The sequence below is a fragment of the Peterkaempfera griseoplana genome (genome assembly GCF_001418575.1).
Lineage (GTDB): Bacteria > Actinomycetota > Actinomycetes > Streptomycetales > Streptomycetaceae > Peterkaempfera > Peterkaempfera griseoplana.
The window spans coordinates 1-18,499 of record NZ_LIQR01000285.1 but is presented as its reverse complement, the minus strand read 5'-3'; the positions used below and the strand labels follow the sequence as shown (position 1 = coordinate 18,499).

The 18,499-nt window shown below is 73.7% G+C and carries 14 protein-coding genes; 9 read left to right on the top strand and 5 right to left on the bottom strand.

Annotated elements, in window-relative coordinates; genetic code table 11:
• The 3 genes from AOK09_RS42355 to AOK09_RS21165 all read left to right on the top strand — a co-directional run.
• Positions 1-986 (top strand): glycoside hydrolase domain-containing protein (locus tag AOK09_RS42355; protein ID WP_245687407.1); only part of this gene is annotated, 986 nt, incomplete at its 5' end.
• Between the two features lie 31 nt (positions 987-1,017).
• A complete protein-coding gene (locus AOK09_RS21170) occupies positions 1,018-2,094 on the top strand; it encodes a C40 family peptidase (protein ID WP_055588795.1) in 1,077 nt (358 codons plus the stop codon).
• Positions 2,095-2,309: 215 nt separating this feature from the next.
• Positions 2,310-3,647, top strand: coding sequence for a cytochrome P450 (locus AOK09_RS21165; RefSeq protein WP_055588794.1), 1,338 nt, complete (start codon positions 2,310-2,312; stop codon positions 3,645-3,647).
• A 102-nt stretch (positions 3,648-3,749) separates the two neighbouring features.
• On the opposite strand, the gene AOK09_RS21160 is transcribed toward AOK09_RS21165, so the two are convergent.
• Together AOK09_RS21160 and AOK09_RS21155 are read right to left on the bottom strand one after the other, a co-directional pair.
• Positions 3,750-4,529: an NADPH-dependent F420 reductase gene (locus AOK09_RS21160; RefSeq protein ID WP_107101409.1), complete on the bottom strand. Its 780-nt coding sequence runs from the start codon at positions 4,527-4,529 to the stop codon at positions 3,750-3,752.
• 18 nt (positions 4,530-4,547) lie between these two features.
• The gene (locus tag AOK09_RS21155) at positions 4,548-6,008 is read right to left on the bottom strand and encodes an MFS transporter (RefSeq protein ID WP_055588792.1); all 1,461 of its coding nucleotides are present in this window, start codon (positions 6,006-6,008) and stop codon (positions 4,548-4,550) included.
• A 201-nt stretch (positions 6,009-6,209) separates the two neighbouring features.
• Between AOK09_RS21155 and AOK09_RS21150 the strand changes: the two genes are divergently transcribed.
• The 5 genes from AOK09_RS21150 to AOK09_RS21130 all read left to right on the top strand — a co-directional run bounded on the left by AOK09_RS21150 (position 6,210) and on the right by AOK09_RS21130 (position 13,594).
• Entirely contained in the window at positions 6,210-6,812 is a 603-nt protein-coding gene (locus tag AOK09_RS21150) for a TetR/AcrR family transcriptional regulator (RefSeq protein WP_055588791.1), read from the top strand.
• An 822-nt stretch (positions 6,813-7,634) separates the two neighbouring features.
• Entirely contained in the window at positions 7,635-8,192 is a 558-nt protein-coding gene (locus AOK09_RS21145) for a GNAT family N-acetyltransferase (protein WP_157875978.1), read from the top strand.
• 56 nt (positions 8,193-8,248) lie between these two features.
• Entirely contained in the window at positions 8,249-10,525 is a 2,277-nt protein-coding gene (locus AOK09_RS21140) for a WD40 repeat domain-containing protein (RefSeq protein WP_055588789.1), read from the top strand.
• 91 nt (positions 10,526-10,616) lie between these two features.
• Complete coding sequence (locus AOK09_RS21135; protein WP_055588788.1) at positions 10,617-11,288, top strand: hypothetical protein; 672 nt, start codon at positions 10,617-10,619, stop codon at positions 11,286-11,288.
• 41 nt (positions 11,289-11,329) lie between these two features.
• Positions 11,330-13,594, top strand: coding sequence for a WXG100-like domain-containing protein (locus tag AOK09_RS21130; RefSeq protein ID WP_157875977.1), 2,265 nt, complete (start codon positions 11,330-11,332; stop codon positions 13,592-13,594).
• Positions 13,595-14,070: 476 nt separating this feature from the next.
• Here the strand turns inward: AOK09_RS21130 and AOK09_RS21120 are convergent, their stop codons facing one another.
• The 3 genes from AOK09_RS21120 to AOK09_RS21110 form a co-directional block, all read right to left on the bottom strand.
• Complete coding sequence (locus AOK09_RS21120) at positions 14,071-14,997, bottom strand: RNA polymerase sigma-70 factor (protein WP_055588785.1); 927 nt, start codon at positions 14,995-14,997, stop codon at positions 14,071-14,073.
• Entirely contained in the window at positions 14,994-15,926 is a 933-nt protein-coding gene (locus AOK09_RS21115; protein WP_055588784.1) for an NAD-dependent epimerase/dehydratase family protein, read from the bottom strand. The genes AOK09_RS21120 and AOK09_RS21115 overlap by 4 nt, the downstream gene beginning before the upstream one ends.
• Before the next feature lie 147 nt (positions 15,927-16,073).
• A complete protein-coding gene (locus tag AOK09_RS21110; RefSeq protein ID WP_055588783.1) occupies positions 16,074-16,547 on the bottom strand; it encodes a hypothetical protein in 474 nt (157 codons plus the stop codon).
• Between the two features lie 956 nt (positions 16,548-17,503).
• Between AOK09_RS21110 and AOK09_RS21105 the strand changes: the two genes are divergently transcribed.
• Positions 17,504-18,499: glycoside hydrolase family 43 protein (locus AOK09_RS21105; RefSeq protein WP_157875976.1), on the top strand; the 996-nt coding region annotated here is incomplete at its 3' end.

Genomic DNA, 18,499 nt, shown 5'->3' with positions numbered 1-18,499 from the left:
GCTGGCACGTCATCCCCATCCACGTCGGACTCCAGGCGCCCTGCACCACCTTCGGCCACCGGGTCTCCACCACCCTCGCCACCGCCGCCGGCCAGGGCCACAGCGAGGCCCAGCAGGCGGTCGCGGCGGCCGCCGCCCTGGGGCTGCCCACCGGCAGCGTGCTCTACGACGACATGGAGGCGTACGACCAGACCAACGCCTCCTGCAGCGATGCGGTGATGACCTTCCTCAGCGCCTGGACCGACGAACTGCACGCGGACGGCTACCTCTCCGGCGTCTACTCCTCCGCCGCCTCCGGCATGGCCGACCTGGCGGCCGAGTACACCACGGGCACCTACACGATGCCCGACCACATCTGGTTCGCCCGCTGGAACGGCCTCGCGGACACCGACGCCGGCCCCTATGTCCCGGCCGCCGACTGGGCCGACCACCAGCGCATCCACCAGCTCTCCGGGGACACCGACGAGACCTGGGGCGGCGTCACCATCAACATCGACCGGGACTACCTGGACGTGGACGGCGGGCCGTTCGGCGGCGTCTGCACCGCCAACCTGGACTTCTCCCTCTACCCCGCGATCTCCTCCGGCTCCACCGGCGGGCTGGTGAGCGCGGCCCAGTGCCGGCTGCAGGGGCTGGGATACCTCTCCGGCGCCGTGGACGGCATCTTCGGCCCCGTCACGGCCTCGGCCGTGCAGTCGTTCCAGAGCGGCAGGGCCCTGCCGGCCACCGGCGCCGTGGACTCCCACACCTGGACGGCGCTGCTCGCGGCCGGCACCAGGCCGACCCTGCAGTCCGGTTCGACCGGAGCGGACGTCATGCGGCTGCAGCGGGCGCTGATCGCCGCCCGCGGCCAGACCCTGACCATCGACGGCGACTTCGGCCCGGCCACCACGGCCGCGGTGAAGGCCTACCAGAGCGCCAAGGGCCTCTCCGCCGACGGGATCGTCGGCAGTCTCACCTGGACCGCCCTGCAGGCCGGCAAGTGACCCGCGAACCATGACCACCCGAGGGAGAACCATGCGTGCGCACGGACGTCTCAGCCGGATCGGTCGCGGAACCGCGGCCGGCATCGCGGCCGGGCTGCTGGCCCTGACCGCCACCACCTCCGCGTCGGCCGCCACCGTACCGCCGAGGATCAACCTGCTCTCCAGCGACTGCCCGAGCACCGTCAAGCAGGGGCAGCTCAGCGGCTGTGTCACCGAGTTGCAGACGCTGCTCGACGCGGGCGGCGCGGCGCTGGACATCGACGGGGACTTCGGCCCGGCGACCAATGCCGCGGTCCTGGCCTACCAGTCGTCGAAGGGCCTCACCGCCGACGGACTGGTGGGCCCGGCCACCAAGGCCGCGCTCTACCGCAAGGACCCGGCGGTGCCGATCGACCTGCGGTCGCTGAACTGCCCGGTACAGCTGGAGGCGAACGAGAACGACGGCTGTGTCACCGAGCTGCAGAACAGGCTGAGGGCCGCCGGCGCCTCGCTGACCGTCACCCATGTGCTGGACACGGCCACCGCCGCCGCGGTCACCACGTACCTGAGCTCCCACCACCTCTCCGTCACCGGACTGGTGGACCCGCCGACCAAGGCCGCGCTCTACGGGGACCCGGCGCCGCAGCAGCCGGCCGACCTGGGACCGGGCCGGTACGCCGCCGTGGTGGGCTTCGCCCAGCAGGCCCTCGGGCAGAACATCCAGTACGTCTGGGGAGGCGGACATGAGGACGGCGCCTTCTCCTTCGGCCCGTCGATCGGCATCTGCGACGACTACACCGGCGCCATCTCACCCTGCCCCGCGGACACCTGGGTCGGTCTGGACTGTTCCGGGTTCACCCGCTGGCTGTACTGGCGGGCGGGCGCGGGCGACATCGGCCAGACCACGCGCAACCAGGTGGCCAACCCCCGGTTCGGCAAGGTCACCGCGGCCACGGCGGTCCCCGGTGACCTGGTTTTCTTCGGCGGCTCGGCGGCGACCGTGCACCATGTCGGCGTCTACATCGGCAACGGGCTGATGATCAACGCCCCGTACACCGGCACCTACGTCCGCCAGGACACCGTGGCCTCGCACACCGACCTGCTCGGGTACTACCACCTCGGCTCCTGAACCCGGACCCCGCCGCCACCCGTCCGAGGAGATGCCACCGGCCCGGCCCGGCCGGGGGCCCCCGGCGGGTGGCGTGCGCGGGACGACGGGCCTACGCCGGTGCGGGCCCCGGGTGCCCGTCCGCCGTCGTGCCCCGAGCCGCGGGGACCCTGGTGCGCAGGACTCGGCCGTTGCAAGATGATTGCGCCGGATGCAGTCCAGGGGGAGGACAACCGATGCCCGTCGACGCCACCACCGAGGCCGTGATCTCCGCCGGCCCGCGCGGACTGCCGCTGCTGGGCAGCATCCCCCACTTCGCCAGGGACCCGCTGGCCTTCTTCGAGCGGCTGCGCGGCCACGGCGACCTGGTGCAGTGGCGGCTCGGCCCCCGGCGCGCGATCTTCCTCTCCCGGCCCGAGCACATCGGCGAACTGCTCGCCGGTGTGGAGACCGACTACCGCCACCCGGAACTCGGCTGGGCCTTCACCCTGCTCCTCGGCAACGGCGTGGTGGTCAGCGAGGGCGCCGACTGGCGCCGCAAGCGTGCCCTGGTGCAACCGGCGGTCCGGCCGCGCCAGGTGCGGACCTATGCGACGGTCATGGCCGAGTGCGCGGAGGCGGTGGCCGACCGCTGGAAGCCGGGCGACCGGGTCGACCTCCGCCGCGAGATGCACGGCCTCACCCAGCGGATCGCCGTACGCACCCTGTTCGGCGCCGAGACGGTGGGCCGGGAGGCGGTCATCGGAGACGCCATGGATGTGGCCCAGCGCGAGATCGGCGCCGAGTTCCGGGGCATCACGCTCTTTCTGCCGCCCTGGGTGACCACCCCCGGACGGCGCCGCCTCAGGGCGGCGGTCGCCGTGGTCGACGAGGAGATCGCCCGGGTCACCGCCGCACGCCGCGCCTCGGGCGAACGCGACGACCTGCTCAGCCGCCTGCTCGCCGCCCGGGACGAGAAGGGCGTGCCGCTCACGGACCGGGAGATCCGCGACGAGGCCGTCACTCTCTACGTCGGCGGCCACGAGACCACCGCCACCACGCTCACCTGGGCCTGGTACCTGCTCTCCCGCAACCCGCAGGCCCGGGAGCGGCTCTCCGCCGAACTGCGCACCGTCCTGGGCGGCCGCACACCGGGCTTCGACGACGTCAGGCAGCTGCGGTGGACCGAGCAGATCGTCAGGGAGACCCTGCGGCTCTACCCGACGATCTGGCTGATGACCGCCCGGGCCAAGGACGGCTCCACCATCGCCGGACACCCCGTCGCCGAGGACACCGTGCTGTGGTGCAGCCAGTGGAGCGCCCACCGGGACGAGCGCTGGTTCCCCGAACCCGGGGCCTTCCGCCCGGAGCGCTGGGCGGAGGACGCCGGGACCCCCGTCCCCGACCACGCCTGGTTCCCGTTCGGCGGCGGCCCCCGCGCCTGCCTCGGCGCCCGCTTCGCCACCGTCGAGGCGGTACTGGTCCTCGCCACCCTCGCCCAGCGCTTCCGGCTCGACATCGACCCCGGGGAGATCCGGCCCAAGCCCGGACTGACCCTCCAGCAGGACCGTGCGGTCATGGCCACGGTCGCCTGACGTTACGTCAACTCGACTGCCCGTAGGGCGTCCGGCGGGCCGGTGCCGAGGCATGCGCGCAGCCGGCCCCTGGTCCCGGACACGCGCATGCCGGCCCTCGCGCTACGCCCGGAAGCCCTCGGGACGCTCCGGCGAGGCCTCGGCGAGCGCCTTGACGACGCCGTCGACTCCGTCGCGCAGACCGTAGACGGGGGTCCCGGGCTGCTGGCGCCAGGACTCGTCGAGTCCGCCGGCGTCGACGGTGTCGAACCCCAGCTCGTCGATGAGGTCGCGGACCGTCTGCTTCGCGGCCTCGTCGTCGCCGGAGACCGGCAGGGCGATCCGCGCGGGGTCGCCCTGCGGCAGGGGCCGGTCCAGGATGTCCTGTGCGTACGTGCCGTTGAACGCCTTGACCACGGGACGGCCGAGCTGCTGCTCGGTCCAGCGGCTCTCGGGCAGGCCCTCCTCGATGGCGGCGATCCGGCCGTCCCGCTCCCTGGGGTAGTAGTTGCCGGTGTCGATCACCGCGACGCCGTCGCCGACGCCGTCGAAGAGACCGGACGGCAGATCGGGGACCGCCTTCAGCGGCACGGTGACCACCACGACCTGTGCGCCGCGCACCGCGTCGGCCGCGGTGGCGGGGGTGGCCCCGGTCTCCTCGGCGAGCGCGGTGAGGGTGTGCGGACCGCGTGAGTTGGCCACCGAGACGTCATGCCCGAGCGCGGTGAGGCGTCGGGTGAGGTTGCCTCCGATGTTGCCCGCGCCGATGATGCCGATCTTCATGAGCTGCCTCCGCGGATAGGGCGAGCGAGTGTCCGCCTGCCGCAACCCCGGGGTCGGTGACGCTATTCCGGAGGCCCCGTTGCGGTGTGCGGTGGTGGACCGGGGGAGGGGAGGTTCCATCACCGGTGGCCGGCGGGGTCAGGCGCTGGGGTGCCGCCTGCGGCGTCCGCCGGGCAGGGCGACGGCGGCGACCAGGACGCCGAGGAGGACCAGGACCGTGTTGACGGCGATGGCGACGGTGACACCGTGCAGGACCGCCGCCCCGGTGGTGACCCCGGCGGTCGCAGCGGTGACGACGGCGGACATGACCGGTGTGCCCATGGTGATGCCGATCTGCTGGGACATGGTCGCCAGGCCGGTGGCCAGGCCCTGTTCGGCGTCCGGCAGCCCGGAGGTGGCGGTGACCATGAAGCCCACGATCACCAGCATGTTGCCGACGCCGCCGAGGAAGGTGGCGGGCAGCAGCAGCCCCATCCAGGCCGGATCCGCACCGAGCGGCAGCAGGGCGACGGTGAGGACGGCCTGAAGGAGTCCACCGGCGACGAGGACGGTGCGGGTGGAGGTGCGGGCGATGGCCCTGGGGGCGAGGGTGCCGCCGACCACCGTACCGGCGCCCAGCAGCCCGAAGGAGACACCCGCGGCCAGGGCGGAGAAGCCGAGGGTCTTCTGCATGTAGAGGGTGAGCAGATAGACCAGCGAGGTCTCGGTGGCGAAGGCCAGCAGGCCGAGGACGTTGCCCCAGGCGACGGTGCGGCGGGTGAGCACGGCGAGCGGAACCAGCGGACGGGCCGTCCTGCGCTCGACGAGGAGGAAGAGGACCAGCAGCAGCGCACCGGCCGACAGCCCGGTCAGGGCGCGGGCGCTGGTCCAGCCGTACTGGCCGGCCTGCGTCAGGCCGTAGACGAGGCCGAGCAGCCCGAGGGTGACGCTGAGTGCGCCGGGCAGGTCGAGGCCGGGGCGCCGGGCGGGACGTGAGTCCCTGATGACGGCGGGGGCGACCAGCAGCACGGTCAGTGCGACCGGGACGTTGACGAAGAACGCCCAGCGCCAGGAGAGCAGGTCGGTGAGGAGGCCGCCCAGGATCGCGCCGGTGGTGAAACCGGCGGACATCAGCGCGCCGTTGAGGCCGAGCGCCTTCTGCCGCAGCGGGCCTTCGGGGAAGGAGGTGGTCAGCAGGGAGAGTCCGGCGGGAGTGACGGCTGCGGTGGCCAGGCCCTGTGCGACGCGGGCCGCGACCAGCACCTCGGGGCTGGTCGCCAGACCGCCGGCCAGGGAGGCCAGGCAGAGGACACCGAGACCGGTGAGGAAGGTCCGCTTCCGGCCGAACAGGTCGCCGATGCGTCCGAGGAGGAGGGTGAAGCCGGCCGCGCAGAGGGCGAAGGCCGTGGCGATCCACTGCAGGTCGGCGAGGGAGAAGTCCAGTCCGTCGCCGATCGCGGGGAGCGCGACGTTCAGGATCGAGAAGTCGACCGCCAGCATGAACTGGGCGACCAGAAGGACGGCGAGGACCACTTTCGAACTGCCGGTCAGCCGCTCGGGCGGGACCGTGGGGGCCGTCGGTCCGGCGGTGTGCTGCGGTACGGAACTGGTGGTGGCCATGGGTGTGTTCCCTCCGGGTCCCCTGCGCTGTCAGGGGGTGAGCGGATGTCAGGGCGTACGGCAGGGAGGCCAGGGCCGCCCGGCGACGCCACTAACGGGTCTGGAGTTCCTTTACGTTGGGGACGATAGCATCGTGGGGCGCCGTAAAGGAACCGCAGTCCCGATACGGGGGTGTGGAGGCGGCAGTGAGGAGGAGCAGACATGTCAGAAGCCCCCACCCCGGGCACCGTCCGCCCCGGTGGACGTACCGCCCGCGTCCGCGAGGCGGTGCTCCAGGCGGCCGGCGACACCCTCGCCGAGGAGGGCTTCGACTCCCTGGACCTGGCCGAGATCGCCCGCCGGGCCGGTGTCGGCAAGACCACCGTCTACCGTCGCTGGGGGACCCCGGGCGCGCTGGCGGCGGACCTCCTCGACGACATGGCGGCGCAGTCGGTGCCCCGCGCCGACAGCGGCTGCCTCCAGGAGGACCTCAGGGCCAACGCCCGCCTGGTCGTCAGGACCCTCACCGACGCCCGGCAGGGCCGCCTCTTCAGGGCGCTGGTCGCCGCCTCCCTCTGCAACGACCAGGCGGCCGAGGCGCTGCACCGCTTCTACGCCGTGCGGATCGACGAGTGGGCCGGGTGCGTCACCGACGCCGTCCGGCGCGGCGAACTCCCGGGCACCACCGATCCGCGGCGCGTCATCGCCGCCGTCTCCGCCCCCCTGTACTACGCCCTCCTCAACACGGGTGAACCGCTGGACGAGGAGGCCGCCGACCGGGCTGCGGCCGCGGCGCTGGCCGCAGCCCGCGCCGGCGTGTACTGAAAGGCCGCACCAGTCGCCGGCCGCCGCGGGCCGGACGAGGGCCGGACCCTGCGGCACATGACGCCCCGTCCAGGACGCGGCGGGAGCGGCCCCGGGCCGGTGTCGGGCGGCGGGCGGCGGGGAACGCTGGGCACCGCTGTGCGGGGGTCGTGTACGGGCCGACGAGGAGCGGATTGCGGTCCGCATTCGGTTACTCTCCGTGCTGGTCCTCGCCGCATCCGGGACGGCCTGTCAACTCCCTGGCCCACTGCCCGGGGGCGCGGGAACCGGACAGGCTCCTCCGGAGTCATGGAGAGGGGCGAGGTGAAGTCTCGGTGCCCGGTGGGTGCGCGGCCGCGCGCGGGGACGAGCCGTCGGCGGCGATCCGGGGCGAGGCCGCGGGCGGCCGCCGATCCCCGCTGCCGCGCGGAGAGTCTCCATCGGCGTCCCGGTCGGTCCCGGGTCGACCGCGAGCACTCGTCCTCGGTCTGCCCTCTCCGGGCTCCGCTGGCGAATGCCCAGGTCGGAGCGGGTGGTCCGGGCGGGCGAAGGCGGAATATCCGGCAGTCGTGAGCGGTTGTCGCCGCAGCGTGGAGGATCGGCGGATGCGTTCATGGATGAACTGATGGTTCATCAATATGATCGGATGAGCTGATAATCTATGCGAAGTCCGGCCGCCTCGGACAGAAGGGCGGCACCGGGGTGGCGTGACCGAGTACCGCGCCGCCCGACCCGTCCTGGAGTCCTTCCTTGCAGCAGCACCCGTGCCCCTCCCTCCCCGGCTGCCCGGAGACGGCACCCGCGGAGGCCTGTGGGATACGGCTGCCCAGCTCCCTGGACGACGTGCCACTGCTTGCAGAGCGTGACGTGGTGCTGCGCCGGCCCCAACTCCGCGACGCGGAGGCGCTGGTGGCGGGCAGCCGGGATCCGGTGGTCCGGGAGTTCATGCAGGCGGTCGTTCCCCATGTGGACCTGGGCTCCGCGGAACGGTGGATCAGCGACGTGGCCCCCCGGCTGTGGCAGGAGGACCGGGCGGCCTGCTTCACCCTGGCCCGCCCCGACGGCACCGCGATCGGCTCGGCGGAACTGGTCGACTTCCGGCTCGACGAGGGCGTCGCGGAGGCTTCCATCTGGCTGCTCCCGGAGGCGCGCCGGATGCGGACCGCCACCGCAGGCCTGCGGCTGGTCTGCCGGTTTGGCTTCGAGGTCCTGCGGCTGCGGCGGATCGACGCCTACGCGGCGGCCGACAACATGGCCGTCCAGGTGGTGGGGGCCGCGATCGGATTCCGCAGGGCGGGATACAGACCCGCGCTCTTCCGCAGTTCGCGCACCCACCGGCTGCACGACGCGGTGTACGCCTCGTTGGCCCCGGACGAACTCCTCCGGAGCGATAACGGCTAGCTTGTTTTGTGCATGACCAACTGACCGACTGTCGAACCATCCGCCGGAGAGGACCCATGCCGGACACCGACAACCCACGCCTCCCGGCCGGGAGCGACCAAACCCCCGGCATCCGCCTCAGCACCGGGGACGGCGTCCGGACCGACCTCCAGATAGCCCCGGACGGCCTCTTCCGGGCCCAGCGGCAGACCGCCGACGGCCCACTGAGCAGGTCCGGCCGCATCGATCCCGTGGTCGTCGGCAGGCTGGTCTCCCTGCTGGCGGCGACCGGACCCGGCGAGCCGTCGGCCACCCCCGAGGAGTCCGCCGGCCTGCGGCTGAGCGTCCACGGCCTGCTCCCCTCCGGTGACGCCGCATGGGGCGGCGGCACCGAGGCGCCCCCCGCCGCCGCGCTCCGGCTGCTGCGGACGGTGGCCGACCAGGCCCTCTCGCCCACCGGCCAGGGACCGCTGCCCGGTGTCGTGCTCCAGCAGGACGACGACGCCGACCTTGTGGGGACCCCCTACGGCGAGGACCCGGCGCCCCGCCGCCCCGAACCCCGCGTCGCGGCCGCCTTCGGCACCGTGCAGGGGCGGCCCGCCTACGCACTCGCGGAGGAGGGCAAGGGGTTCGGCCTGTACGCCGCACCCGGCCAGGAACTCCTCGGTTCCTCCGCCCCCGACACCGCGCTGGTGGCGGAGTCGGTCACCCTGGGCACCGCCGAGGGCCGCGAGCTCTTCGCGGCCGGCGACCACCACGGCGCGCTGAAGATCTGGGACGCCGCGAACGGCGCCGTGCTCAGCGGCACCGGACCCGGCACCGGCCCCCAACTCGTCGCGGCGGGGACGGTGCAGGGCCTGCCCCTCGTCTTCGCCGGCGGCCGCAGCGGCGACATCCGCGCCTGGCGCGCCGACGACGCACGCCCCCTGGGAACACTGCACGCCACCCGCCCCGGCACCTCGGCCCTCTGTTACGCACGCTGCGCCGAACTGCACCTGCTGGCCGCCGCGGGCGAGGACGGCGTGATCCGGGTGTGGGACGTCGCCGGCGGCGACCAACTGCACCTGCTGGTGGGCCACACCGAGCGGGTCACCGCCCTCGCGGTGCTCAGCCTCGGCAACCAGGCAGTGCTGGCCTCGGGGGGCGCCGACCACGTCATCCGCCTCTGGGACCTGGCGACCGGACGTCCCATCGCCCTCCTCGCCGGACACGCCGCCACCGTGACCGGCCTCGCCTTCCTCCTGGACCGCGGCGGCAGGCCGGTGCTCGCCTCCTGCGCCCTGGACGGCACCGTCCGCACCTGGGACGTCCACGAGGGCAGGGCGCTGTACGGCTGGGCCGCCCGGAGCGGCTGGCTGACCGCCCTCGCCGTCGCCCTGCTGGACGGCTCACCGGTACTGGCCACCGGCGACGAGGAAGGCCTCGTCCGGCTCTGGGACCCGGAGAGCGGCACAGGTCTCGGCCTGCTCACCGACGCCCCCGGGGACCGGCCGCCGGCGGGTCCGGTGGCCGCCCTGGCGGCCGCCGACCTGGACGGCACCCCGGTCCTGGTCGCCGGGCACGGGAACGGCACCGTGCAGGTGTGGGACCTCGCCGAGGGCACCCTGCTGCACCGGACCGCGGCGGACGGCGGACCGGTCACCTCGGTCGCCGTCGCCACCGGCGCCGACGAGCCCGTACTGGTCTGCGGCACCGCCTCAGGGACGGTGCGCTGCCACGGCCTGCGGGACGGCTCGCCGCTCACCGTCCCCACCCCCCACACCGGCCCGGTCACCGCCCTCTGCATCGCCCCGTCGGGGGTGCTGGTGTCGGGCAGCAAGGACGGCACGGTGCGTACCTGGGACCCGCTGGACGGCAGGCCGCTGCTGCGGCTCACGGCGCACCGCGGCGGAGTGACCGCCGTGGCCGCCGGGGAGGCCGGCGGCCATGCGCTGATCGCCACCGCGGGGGCGGACCGAGCGGTCAGGCTCTGGCACGGCCTCAGCGGCCTTGCCGGCCCGGTGCTCCGGGGGCTCGCAGCTCCCGCCGGTGCGCTGGCCTTCGCGGCCGTCGGCGACCGCACCGCGGTCGTCGCGGGCGCCGACGACGGCTCGGTGGTGCTCTGGGACGTCGCCGACGGCAGCAGGATGGCGACCCTCGGCGGCGACGGCCCGGCAGTACGCAGCCTCGTCTGCCGCGACCTGGGCGGCGAGCCGCTCGCGGCCGTCGGGGACGCGGGAGGCACCCTGCGGTTGTGGCACCTGGCCGCCGGTGTGGTGCTGAACGAGGTCGCGGTCGGGAGCGTGCCGCTGGCCGTCTCCTTCGGCGACGAGGAGTTGCAGGTGGCTGGCGCCGGTGGCCTGACAACGCTGTAGTGCACACGTGTTCCGACGTTCCCGGGGTGCGCGGACGGGGGAGGTCCCGCGGGCCCCGGGGTCTCTTGCCCGACGTTGAGGGGGAGCAGAGTTGAGCAGCCCATCCTTCGAGATCGACACCACCGAGGTCCGCGCGGCCGCGGTGGGCATCCGACGTGCCGTCGACGACCTGGACCAGGCCACCCGCACGCTGGAGGCGGCCGTGCAGCGGGTGACCGGTGCCCACTACGGCACCGACCCGCTGGGCATGTCCCTCCAGGGGCAGGGGTCCGGGGTCGGCGGACTGGCGCAGCACCAGCAGCGGGTGCTCCAGGGCATCCGCCAGTACCTGAACAACTCGGCGCAGCTCGCCGACAACCTGGTGCTGATGTGCGACCGGCACGCCGAGAACGACGCCGAGACCGCAGCCCAGCTGCGCCGGATCCTCGACGGCGGCGACACCGAGTCTCTCACCGCGGCCTCCCCGCGGCTTGCCGCAGAGCCCGTCCTCGCCCCGTTGACGGCCGCCACACCGCAGCTGCCGCTGAGGCCGCGGATCGGGACCGTGGTGACGCAGGCGCAGCCGCTGGAGCCGCTGCAGCCGTTGCATGCGTCGCTGCCGCTGGAGCCGCTGGAGCCGTTGCAGCAGGGCGTGCCGGTGGAGCTGCAGGAGCCCGGCTACCACGACCCCGATCAGCCGGACCTCGACTACAACGACCGCCCGAACCGCGGCGACGTCGAACGGCCCACCGCCGGGGGCGGCGGCAGCCACCGCATGCTCTGAGCTCCGGCCCCCGCCCTACGTCCGTCGAGAGAGTGAACCACGTGATCGAGCTCCCGCCCGACCTCGCCGAAGTACTCAAAATCGTCCAGAGCAACGAGCACGGCGCCGGCATCGCCTGGCCCAACGGTGACGAGGACGCCCTCGCAGAGCTCAGCGAGGCCTGGAAGACCTGGAACAGCGCCGCCGCCGCCCACACCAGGACCATCATCTCCGGTGCCGCCCAGGCCCGGCAGAACATGAGCGGCGAGGCCGCCGAGCAGTACGGGGAGTACCTACGCAAGTACGCGACCCGCGAGGACTCCCACCTCGGCACCACCCTCGACGCGGGGCTCGCCGTCGAGGGCTCCCTGCAGGGAGCCACCCACGCGGTCACCCAGACCAAGACGGAGATGACCCGCGAACTGCAGTACGCCAAGGACTACATCGCCAGCCATCCCGCCGGGAAACACGACGACGTCGCCAAGTCCCAGGGCGTCAAGCAGGCCGCCGACACCTACCACACCTACATCGACGAGGCCTCCGGCAGCATCGACTCGATGCTGCGGCAGAACTCGGCACACCTGGACCGGATGGACGGCGCAGGGCAGGCGGCGACCCTCCACGGCCACGGTGCCGGCGCCCCTGCCGGGACCGTCCCGACCTCGGCCACCCTGCCGCGCGGCGCCCTCCTCCCCAACGACCCGGCCGCCGCGGGTGGGGCCGACCCGGCGGACCCCCGGACGGCCGCCCTGACTCCGGAGACCGCGACGACGGCCCCGGGCGCCTTCGCCCCCGACGCGCCGGAGCAGGACACCGCCGGCGGCGGTGACGGAGCGTACGGAGCGGACGCGCCGGGGGCGGACGCCTGGGGCGGCGGCCAGGGCGGCGGAGGCACGAGCGGCGGCACGGTCGACGGACTTCAGCCCTTCTCCCTTCCCACGGTGACCGACGGCTCGTCGGTGGTGGGCGGTGCGGGCGGCGGCACGGGCGGGGGCGGCGGCGCGTCCGTTTTCGACACCTCCACCACCGGGCAGGGACTGCACCTCGCCGGCCTCGGCGACCTCGGTGCGGGCGGCGGAGGCTACCCGGGGTCCGGGGCGGTGCCCACCGGTTCCGGGCTGACGCCTTGGTCCCCGCAGGGCACCGGAGGAAGCTCAGGGGTGCCCTTCGACCTGGCGGGTCCGTCCTCCGGCGGGACCCTCGGGGGCTACCCCGGCGGAACCTTCTCCGGCCTGCCGGGCGGCTCCGGTACCCCCTCCTCGCGGCTGCCGTCCGGCAGCAGGCTCGGCTCGAGCCCGCTCGGCTCCTCCTCCACCGGGCGCGGGCTCACCGGGAGCGGCGGCGCCTTCGGCGGTTCGGCGGCCGGGCGCGCCGGACGCCTCGGCGGCGCCGGACGCCTGGGCGGCGGCGGCGCCGGTGCGGCCTTCGGCGGCAGCGGCCGGGTGGGCGCCCTCGGCAGCTCCACCGGGGAGGCGGCGCTGGGATCCCGCCGGGCGGTGTCGGGAGTCTCCGGCGCCGCCGAGGAGGAAGGCGCCGCTGCCCGCTCCGCCACCGGGCGGAGCGCGACCACGGCCGGGTCCGGCAGCTCCGGCTCCGCCGCACGCGGCGCCGGGGGAGCCCACCCCGGTGGCCTCGGCGGCGCTGGCGGGGGCGCACGCGGCGGGAACCGCGGCGGGCGGCGCTATGTGCGGCCCACCACGCTCGGCGTCGAGGGCCTGGAGGACGAGGAGCAGCCGATGGCCGACTCCGGCGTCACGGGCCGGGCCGCCCAGGCCCCGACCGGCGACCGGCACTGGCAGCGGATGCGCCGCCGCTGGCTCGACGCCGCCAGGACCACGGCCGACCAGGAGCACCCGGAGGGCACTCCCGGCCCGGCCCGGCCCGCAGACCCGGCCGGGAGCGGCGAGACGACCGAGGGCGACGACCTGCTGATGCAACTCCGCTCCGCGGTCCTCGGCGACGAGGCGGAGCAACCGGGCGGGGAGCCGGCGGTTGCGTCCGCCACCGAAGGCGGCCACGCGGAGACTCCGGCCGCGGACGGCGACCCGGACCACGACCACCTCGCCCGCTCCAGGGCGGTGGCCGCCCGCCGGGGACTCCCCGACGCGGACGGCGGGGAGACGCCGCCGCCTGTCCGTCCCCCTGGCGAACCCGCACCCCTGCGGCAGGAGGGGGGCTACGCGGTGCCCAGCCCGTTCCTGCGTACCGCCCTGGCCCGGATGGCGGCCTCGGGCGCCTTCGAGCGTTCGGCCGCCGTAGGGTCACCGCAGTCCGGAGGTGCGGCACCGGCCCAGGGCGCCCCGCCGGCGCAAGGCGACCGCGACTGAAACTGAGGAGGCGTCACGGCAGAGGAGTCCGCGACGGTCGAGCGGCGCGCCGCCGCACACCGGATCGAGCGGCGGGGCCGCTGGAGGCTGCGCGGGTGGCCGTCGGGTGCGTTGGCGGAGCCCCGGGAGGTGGCGCGGTTGGCTGGGGTGGGGCCGGTGGAGGCTTACGCGGTGGCCGTTGCGGGCGGAGGCCGCCGCGGAGCCCATCGGGGACCGGCGGAGCGCCGTCCCCGGAGCAGCTCACCGTGACCGAGGAGGTCTGCGACTCGGCCGTGTCGCTGCGCTCCACCCGCTGCCCGACGCCCCCGCCGCCGGTGTGGTGACCGTCACGGGTGCGAGCCCCACCGGGGTCCGCACCCGTGACGTGACCGACATCGCGCACCGGCCGGCGGACGGGACGCCTTCGCTCCGGTGACCGGTGGCGGTCCCGTCCGCCACATCGGCGCACCGGTGCGGGGTGCGGCGGGTTCCTCGGGTCAGCCCGCTGCGCGGCGCTGCTGCCGCTGGGTTTCGCGCAGGACCGCCCAGGCGTCCGCCACAGGACCCATGTGCCCCAGCTTGTCGGGATTGCTCACCGTACGGATCGCCTGGATCCGCCCGTCCAGGATGTCGAGCGTCCAGGTGTTGAGGATCCTGCCGTCCCGGTCGCGGAAGATCGCCCCCGGCTGGCCGTTCACCTGGTGCGGCTCCACGGCCCCGCCGGTCCGCAGGAACGGCGGGAAGAGGGCGGTGAGCACCCGGGACACATGGTCCGCGCCGAAGAAGCCCCGGGACCACTGCGGAGCCTTGCCGCCGCTGTCCGCGACCATCTGCACGTCGGCGGCGAGCAGTTCCCGCAGCCCGTCGACGTCCCCCTCGCGGAAGGCCTCGAAGAACCGCCCGGCCAGCTCCTCGCGCTCCCTGCGGTCGGCCTCGAACCTGGGCCTGCCCGCGTCCATGTGACGGCGCGCCCGCACCGCGAGCTGGCGGCACGCCGCCTCCGACCTCCCCACCGCGGAGGCGATGTCCGGGAAGCCGAACGCGAACACCTCACGCAGCACGAAGACCGCGCGTTCCAGCGGGCTGAGCCGCTCCAGCAGCAGCAGGGACGCCATCGACAGCGAGTCGGCCAGCTCCGCCGAGTGCTCGGGGTCCTCGTAGGGGTCGGTGAGCAGCGGCTCGGGGAACCACGGCCCGACGTACTCCTCACGGCGCACCCGGGCCGAACGCAGCGTGTCGATCGCGACCCGGGTGACCACGGCCGAGAGGAACGCCTTGGCAGACGCGGGGCGCGTGGGGGACAACTCGTAGCGCAGCCAGGTCTCCTGGACGGCGTCCTCGGCCTCGCTCACGCTCCCCAGGAGGCGGTAGGCGATCGAGAACAGCAGCGGCCGCAGTTCCTGGAACTCCTCGGTCCTGGTCACGCCAGCCCCTCCTGGAAGCCCTGCCGCCACGACGGGTAGCGGAGCTCCCAGCCGAGCTCCCGCTTGGCCTTGGCGTTGGAGAAGCCGCGTCCCTCGGTCATCATCGTCACCACCACGTCCCCGGCGAGCAGCCGGGCCAGCCACACCGGGACCCGCATCGGCCGCTTCGCCCCCGCGCACGCCGCCAGATGGGGCAGCCATGCGCTCTCCGGGGCCGGTTCGTCGTCGACGATGTTGTACACCCCTCTCGCCTTCTGCTCCACGGCCAGCACGGTGGCGCCGGCCGCGTCGTCGAGATGCACCCACGAGGCATAGCCGGTGCCGTCCCCGACCAGCGGGAACTGCCGCTTGCGCACAAGCACCAGCTGGTCGTCGGTGGCGCCCGGTCCATAGAACGCGCCGTACCGCAGCACCGTTCCGCCGGCCTTGAGGACCACCTCCTCGACATGGCGCAGCGCCGCCATCGCGGTGTACGCGGCCGACCCCTCGTGCAGGTCCAGCGGGTCCTCCTCGGTCTTCACCCAGCCGCCCTCACGGATGCCGTTCCAGTTGGCGTAGCCCTGGGCGACGACATGCGGTACGCCGGCCGCCTCGGCCGCCGCCAGCAGGTGGTCCGTCCCCTCGGTGCGCAGCCTGATGGTGGGAACGGACCACCGGTCGAAGTGCTTCAGGTCGGGCTTGCCGGCGTGGGCCGTACTGATCCCGGTCATCTGGTGCACGATCACGTCCGGCCGGGCCGCCGCCACCGCCTCGCCGACCGACGCCGCGTCCAGGCCGTCCATCACGACACCGTCCGCGCCCAGCTGCTCCGCCAGCGGGAGCTTGGCCGCACTCGTCGTCGTCGCGGTCACCTGGTGGCCCCGGGCCACCAGCTGCGGTACCAGCCGCCGCCCCAGGACGCCGGTCCCGCCCGCCACAAAAACCCGCATGTCCCACACCTTTCCGATCCCGGAGCCCGTCTCCGGGACCTGGGACGAGACAGCGCCGCCGGCTGTGACACGGGAGCCGGCGGCACCGGCCGGCCGGGGGACCGGGAGAGGTGCTCGCCGTGGGCCGCCGGGCGGTGCACCGGGTGGTCAGTACCGGCCCCGCCGACGTCCCAGGTTGCTCCGGGCGGTGTTGCGGATCCGCCTGGTGCGACCGTGCTCGGCGAGGATCGTGAGGGCGGTGTGGTCCGACGCGTCGGCCGTTTTCAGCTGAAGCCAGTCGGATGACCCGAGCAGGGATTCCGGACTCCACTGCCGCCCCGAGATGACGGCTCGGAAGAGGGACCATTCGTGCAGGCGCCGGGTAAGGAACGGAAAGCCTGTGGTGGCCCGGGTCATCTTCTCGGCCCAGGAATCGTAGGCAGGTTCCGGGCCGAGATCGGCGGCCCGGCGATCCAGGTGGCGTACGACGGCGGACTGGGCCATCGTCCGGTCCGGGTCGCCGAGGACTCGGCCGACCAGTTCGACCTCATCCGACTCCGTGACCTGCGCCAACTCGTCGAGGTAGGCCCAGAATCGGAGATGCTCGGCCGGTTCCTCCTGCGGTGATGCATCGTGGTTCACACGACCTGCTTCCTTTGCCCGATCGGCATTCCCTCCCCGGACATGGTGCACCTCCGGATCAGGGAGGCGTGGTCGAATCCGGCAATGTCCACGGGTTACGACGGCGGGATTCCGGGTGTCCTGTCCCGCCGCCTCCGCAGACTCATTCCGGTCTGCGTCGTGAACGCTGTCGCAGGCCTTGACCTGAAGGGGCGGCATGGGGGCGGACCCGTCGAGCGTGCCGAGCCGCCCGGCCGGCCAGTCGTCGGCGGGGAGGGCCGGCCGCAGGCGTCCGGACCCGCCGAGGGTGTGCGCCTCGGGTGAGTACTGGGAGACGGTCCGGAGGGCGACGGCGAAGGAACCCCGGTGGTCTGTGGTCGCTTCCTGCGTGCCGTGCGGTGGTCGGCCGACAGGCGGCGTGGACGGCAGGCGTGGGCGAGGAAAGGTCGAAAGGCGTTCGACATAGATATCGAAACTTTCAAGATGTCGACACGCTTCTTCGGCCCTGGGTGTCGAGCTGAGCAGCCCTTGCGAGGGGCGGCAGTCGGCAGTGCCCTGCGTGGGGGTATGTGCCCTCGCGTCCCGATCGCCCGTCATGAGGTCCTGCTGAGCGAGGCGGCGCAAGCGCCGTTATCGTTTCGTTACCGGACGCCCGATTGACGTGACGTCATGAGAATCCTAACTTCTCCTCAAGCAACAATCGGAAATCTGATCGAAAGTTTCGAACGGGGATGGCATGCGGCAGATCGCGTCGAAATCCGTACGGTCTCCGCAGCCCTCGCCAGGCCCTCCTCCGTGCTCCGCCCTCCGGTGGGGCCTTCGCGGCCGTACGCCCTGGAGGCCCCGCCCACCTTGGCCGCAGTCGTCCTGTTCACGCCCCGCGCCCTGCCCGCCCGCCCGGGAGATCGACGCCAACCGGTGTCCGGGCCGTCGCCCGCTATGGCGACGTGGCTGAACGGCATATCCGAGAGGCACCCATGACCACCGAGTCGACCTCCGTGTCGTCCGCCGGAGATCACGCCGACGGCGCCACCATCACCAACCCCATCCTCCCCGGCTTCCACCCGGATCCGTCGATCCTGCGCGTGGGCGAGGACTACTACCTGGCCACCTCCACCTTCCAGTGGTACCCCGGGGTCACGCTGCACCACTCCCGCGACCTGGTCCACTGGCAGTCCCTGGGCGGCGCCCTCGACGAGCTCCGGCTCCTCGACCTGAGCGGGGTCCCCGACTCCGGCGGGATCTGGGCGCCCTGCCTCTCCTACGCCCACGGCCTCTTCCACCTGGTCTTCACCCGCGTCGACAACTACCTGGGCGGGTGGTGGGACGCTCAGAACTACATCACCACCGCCACGGACATCAACGGGCCCTGGTCCGACCCGATCCCCGTCCACGCCCGCGGATTCGACGCCTCCCTCCACCACGACGCCGACGGCACCTGCTGGTTCCTGTCCGTCAACGGGGACTGGCGGCCGGGCCGCGACTTCTTCGGCGGCATCCAGGCGCAGCAGTGGGACTGCGCGGACGGCAAGCTCGTCGGCGACGTCCATCTGATCTACTCGGGCACGGAGATCGGCGTCACCGAGGGCCCCCACATCTACCAGCGCGACGGCTGGTACTACCTCATGACCGCCGAAGGGGGCACCGTCTGGGACCACCAGGTCACCGTCGCCCGCTCCCGCAGCCTCCTCGGGCCCTACGAGACCGACCCCGCCGGCCCCACCCTCACCTCCCGCAACAACCCCGAACTGCCCCTCCAGAAGGCCGGACACGGCAGCCTGGTCGAAACCACCGGCGGCGAGTGGTACCTCACCCACCTCGTCGGGCGTCCCCACGCCACCCGAGGGCGCTGCATCATGGGCCGGGAGACCGCGATCCAGAAGGTCACCTGGACCGGTGACGGATGGCCGCGCGTCGCCGGCGCCGTACCGCAGTTGACCGTGCCGGCCCCCGCCCTGCCCGCCGTCCCCTTC

Bases quoted from the DNA above. Each gene is read 5' to 3' on its own strand.
- AOK09_RS21170 (WP_055588795.1), top strand. From the start codon at position 1,018: ATGCGTGCGCACGGACGTCTCAGCCGGATCGGTCGCGGAACCGCGGCC.
- AOK09_RS21165 (WP_055588794.1), top strand. From the start codon at position 2,310: ATGCCCGTCGACGCCACCACCGAGGCCGTGATCTCCGCCGGCCCGCGC.
- AOK09_RS21160 (WP_107101409.1), bottom strand. From the start codon at position 4,529: ATGGAACCTCCCCTCCCCCGGTCCACCACCGCACACCGCAACGGGGCC.
- AOK09_RS21155 (WP_055588792.1), bottom strand. From the start codon at position 6,008: ATGGCCACCACCAGTTCCGTACCGCAGCACACCGCCGGACCGACGGCC.
- AOK09_RS21150 (WP_055588791.1), top strand. From the start codon at position 6,210: ATGTCAGAAGCCCCCACCCCGGGCACCGTCCGCCCCGGTGGACGTACC.
- AOK09_RS21140 (WP_055588789.1), top strand. From the start codon at position 8,249: ATGCCGGACACCGACAACCCACGCCTCCCGGCCGGGAGCGACCAAACC.
- AOK09_RS21115 (WP_055588784.1), bottom strand. From the start codon at position 15,926: ATGCGGGTTTTTGTGGCGGGCGGGACCGGCGTCCTGGGGCGGCGGCTG.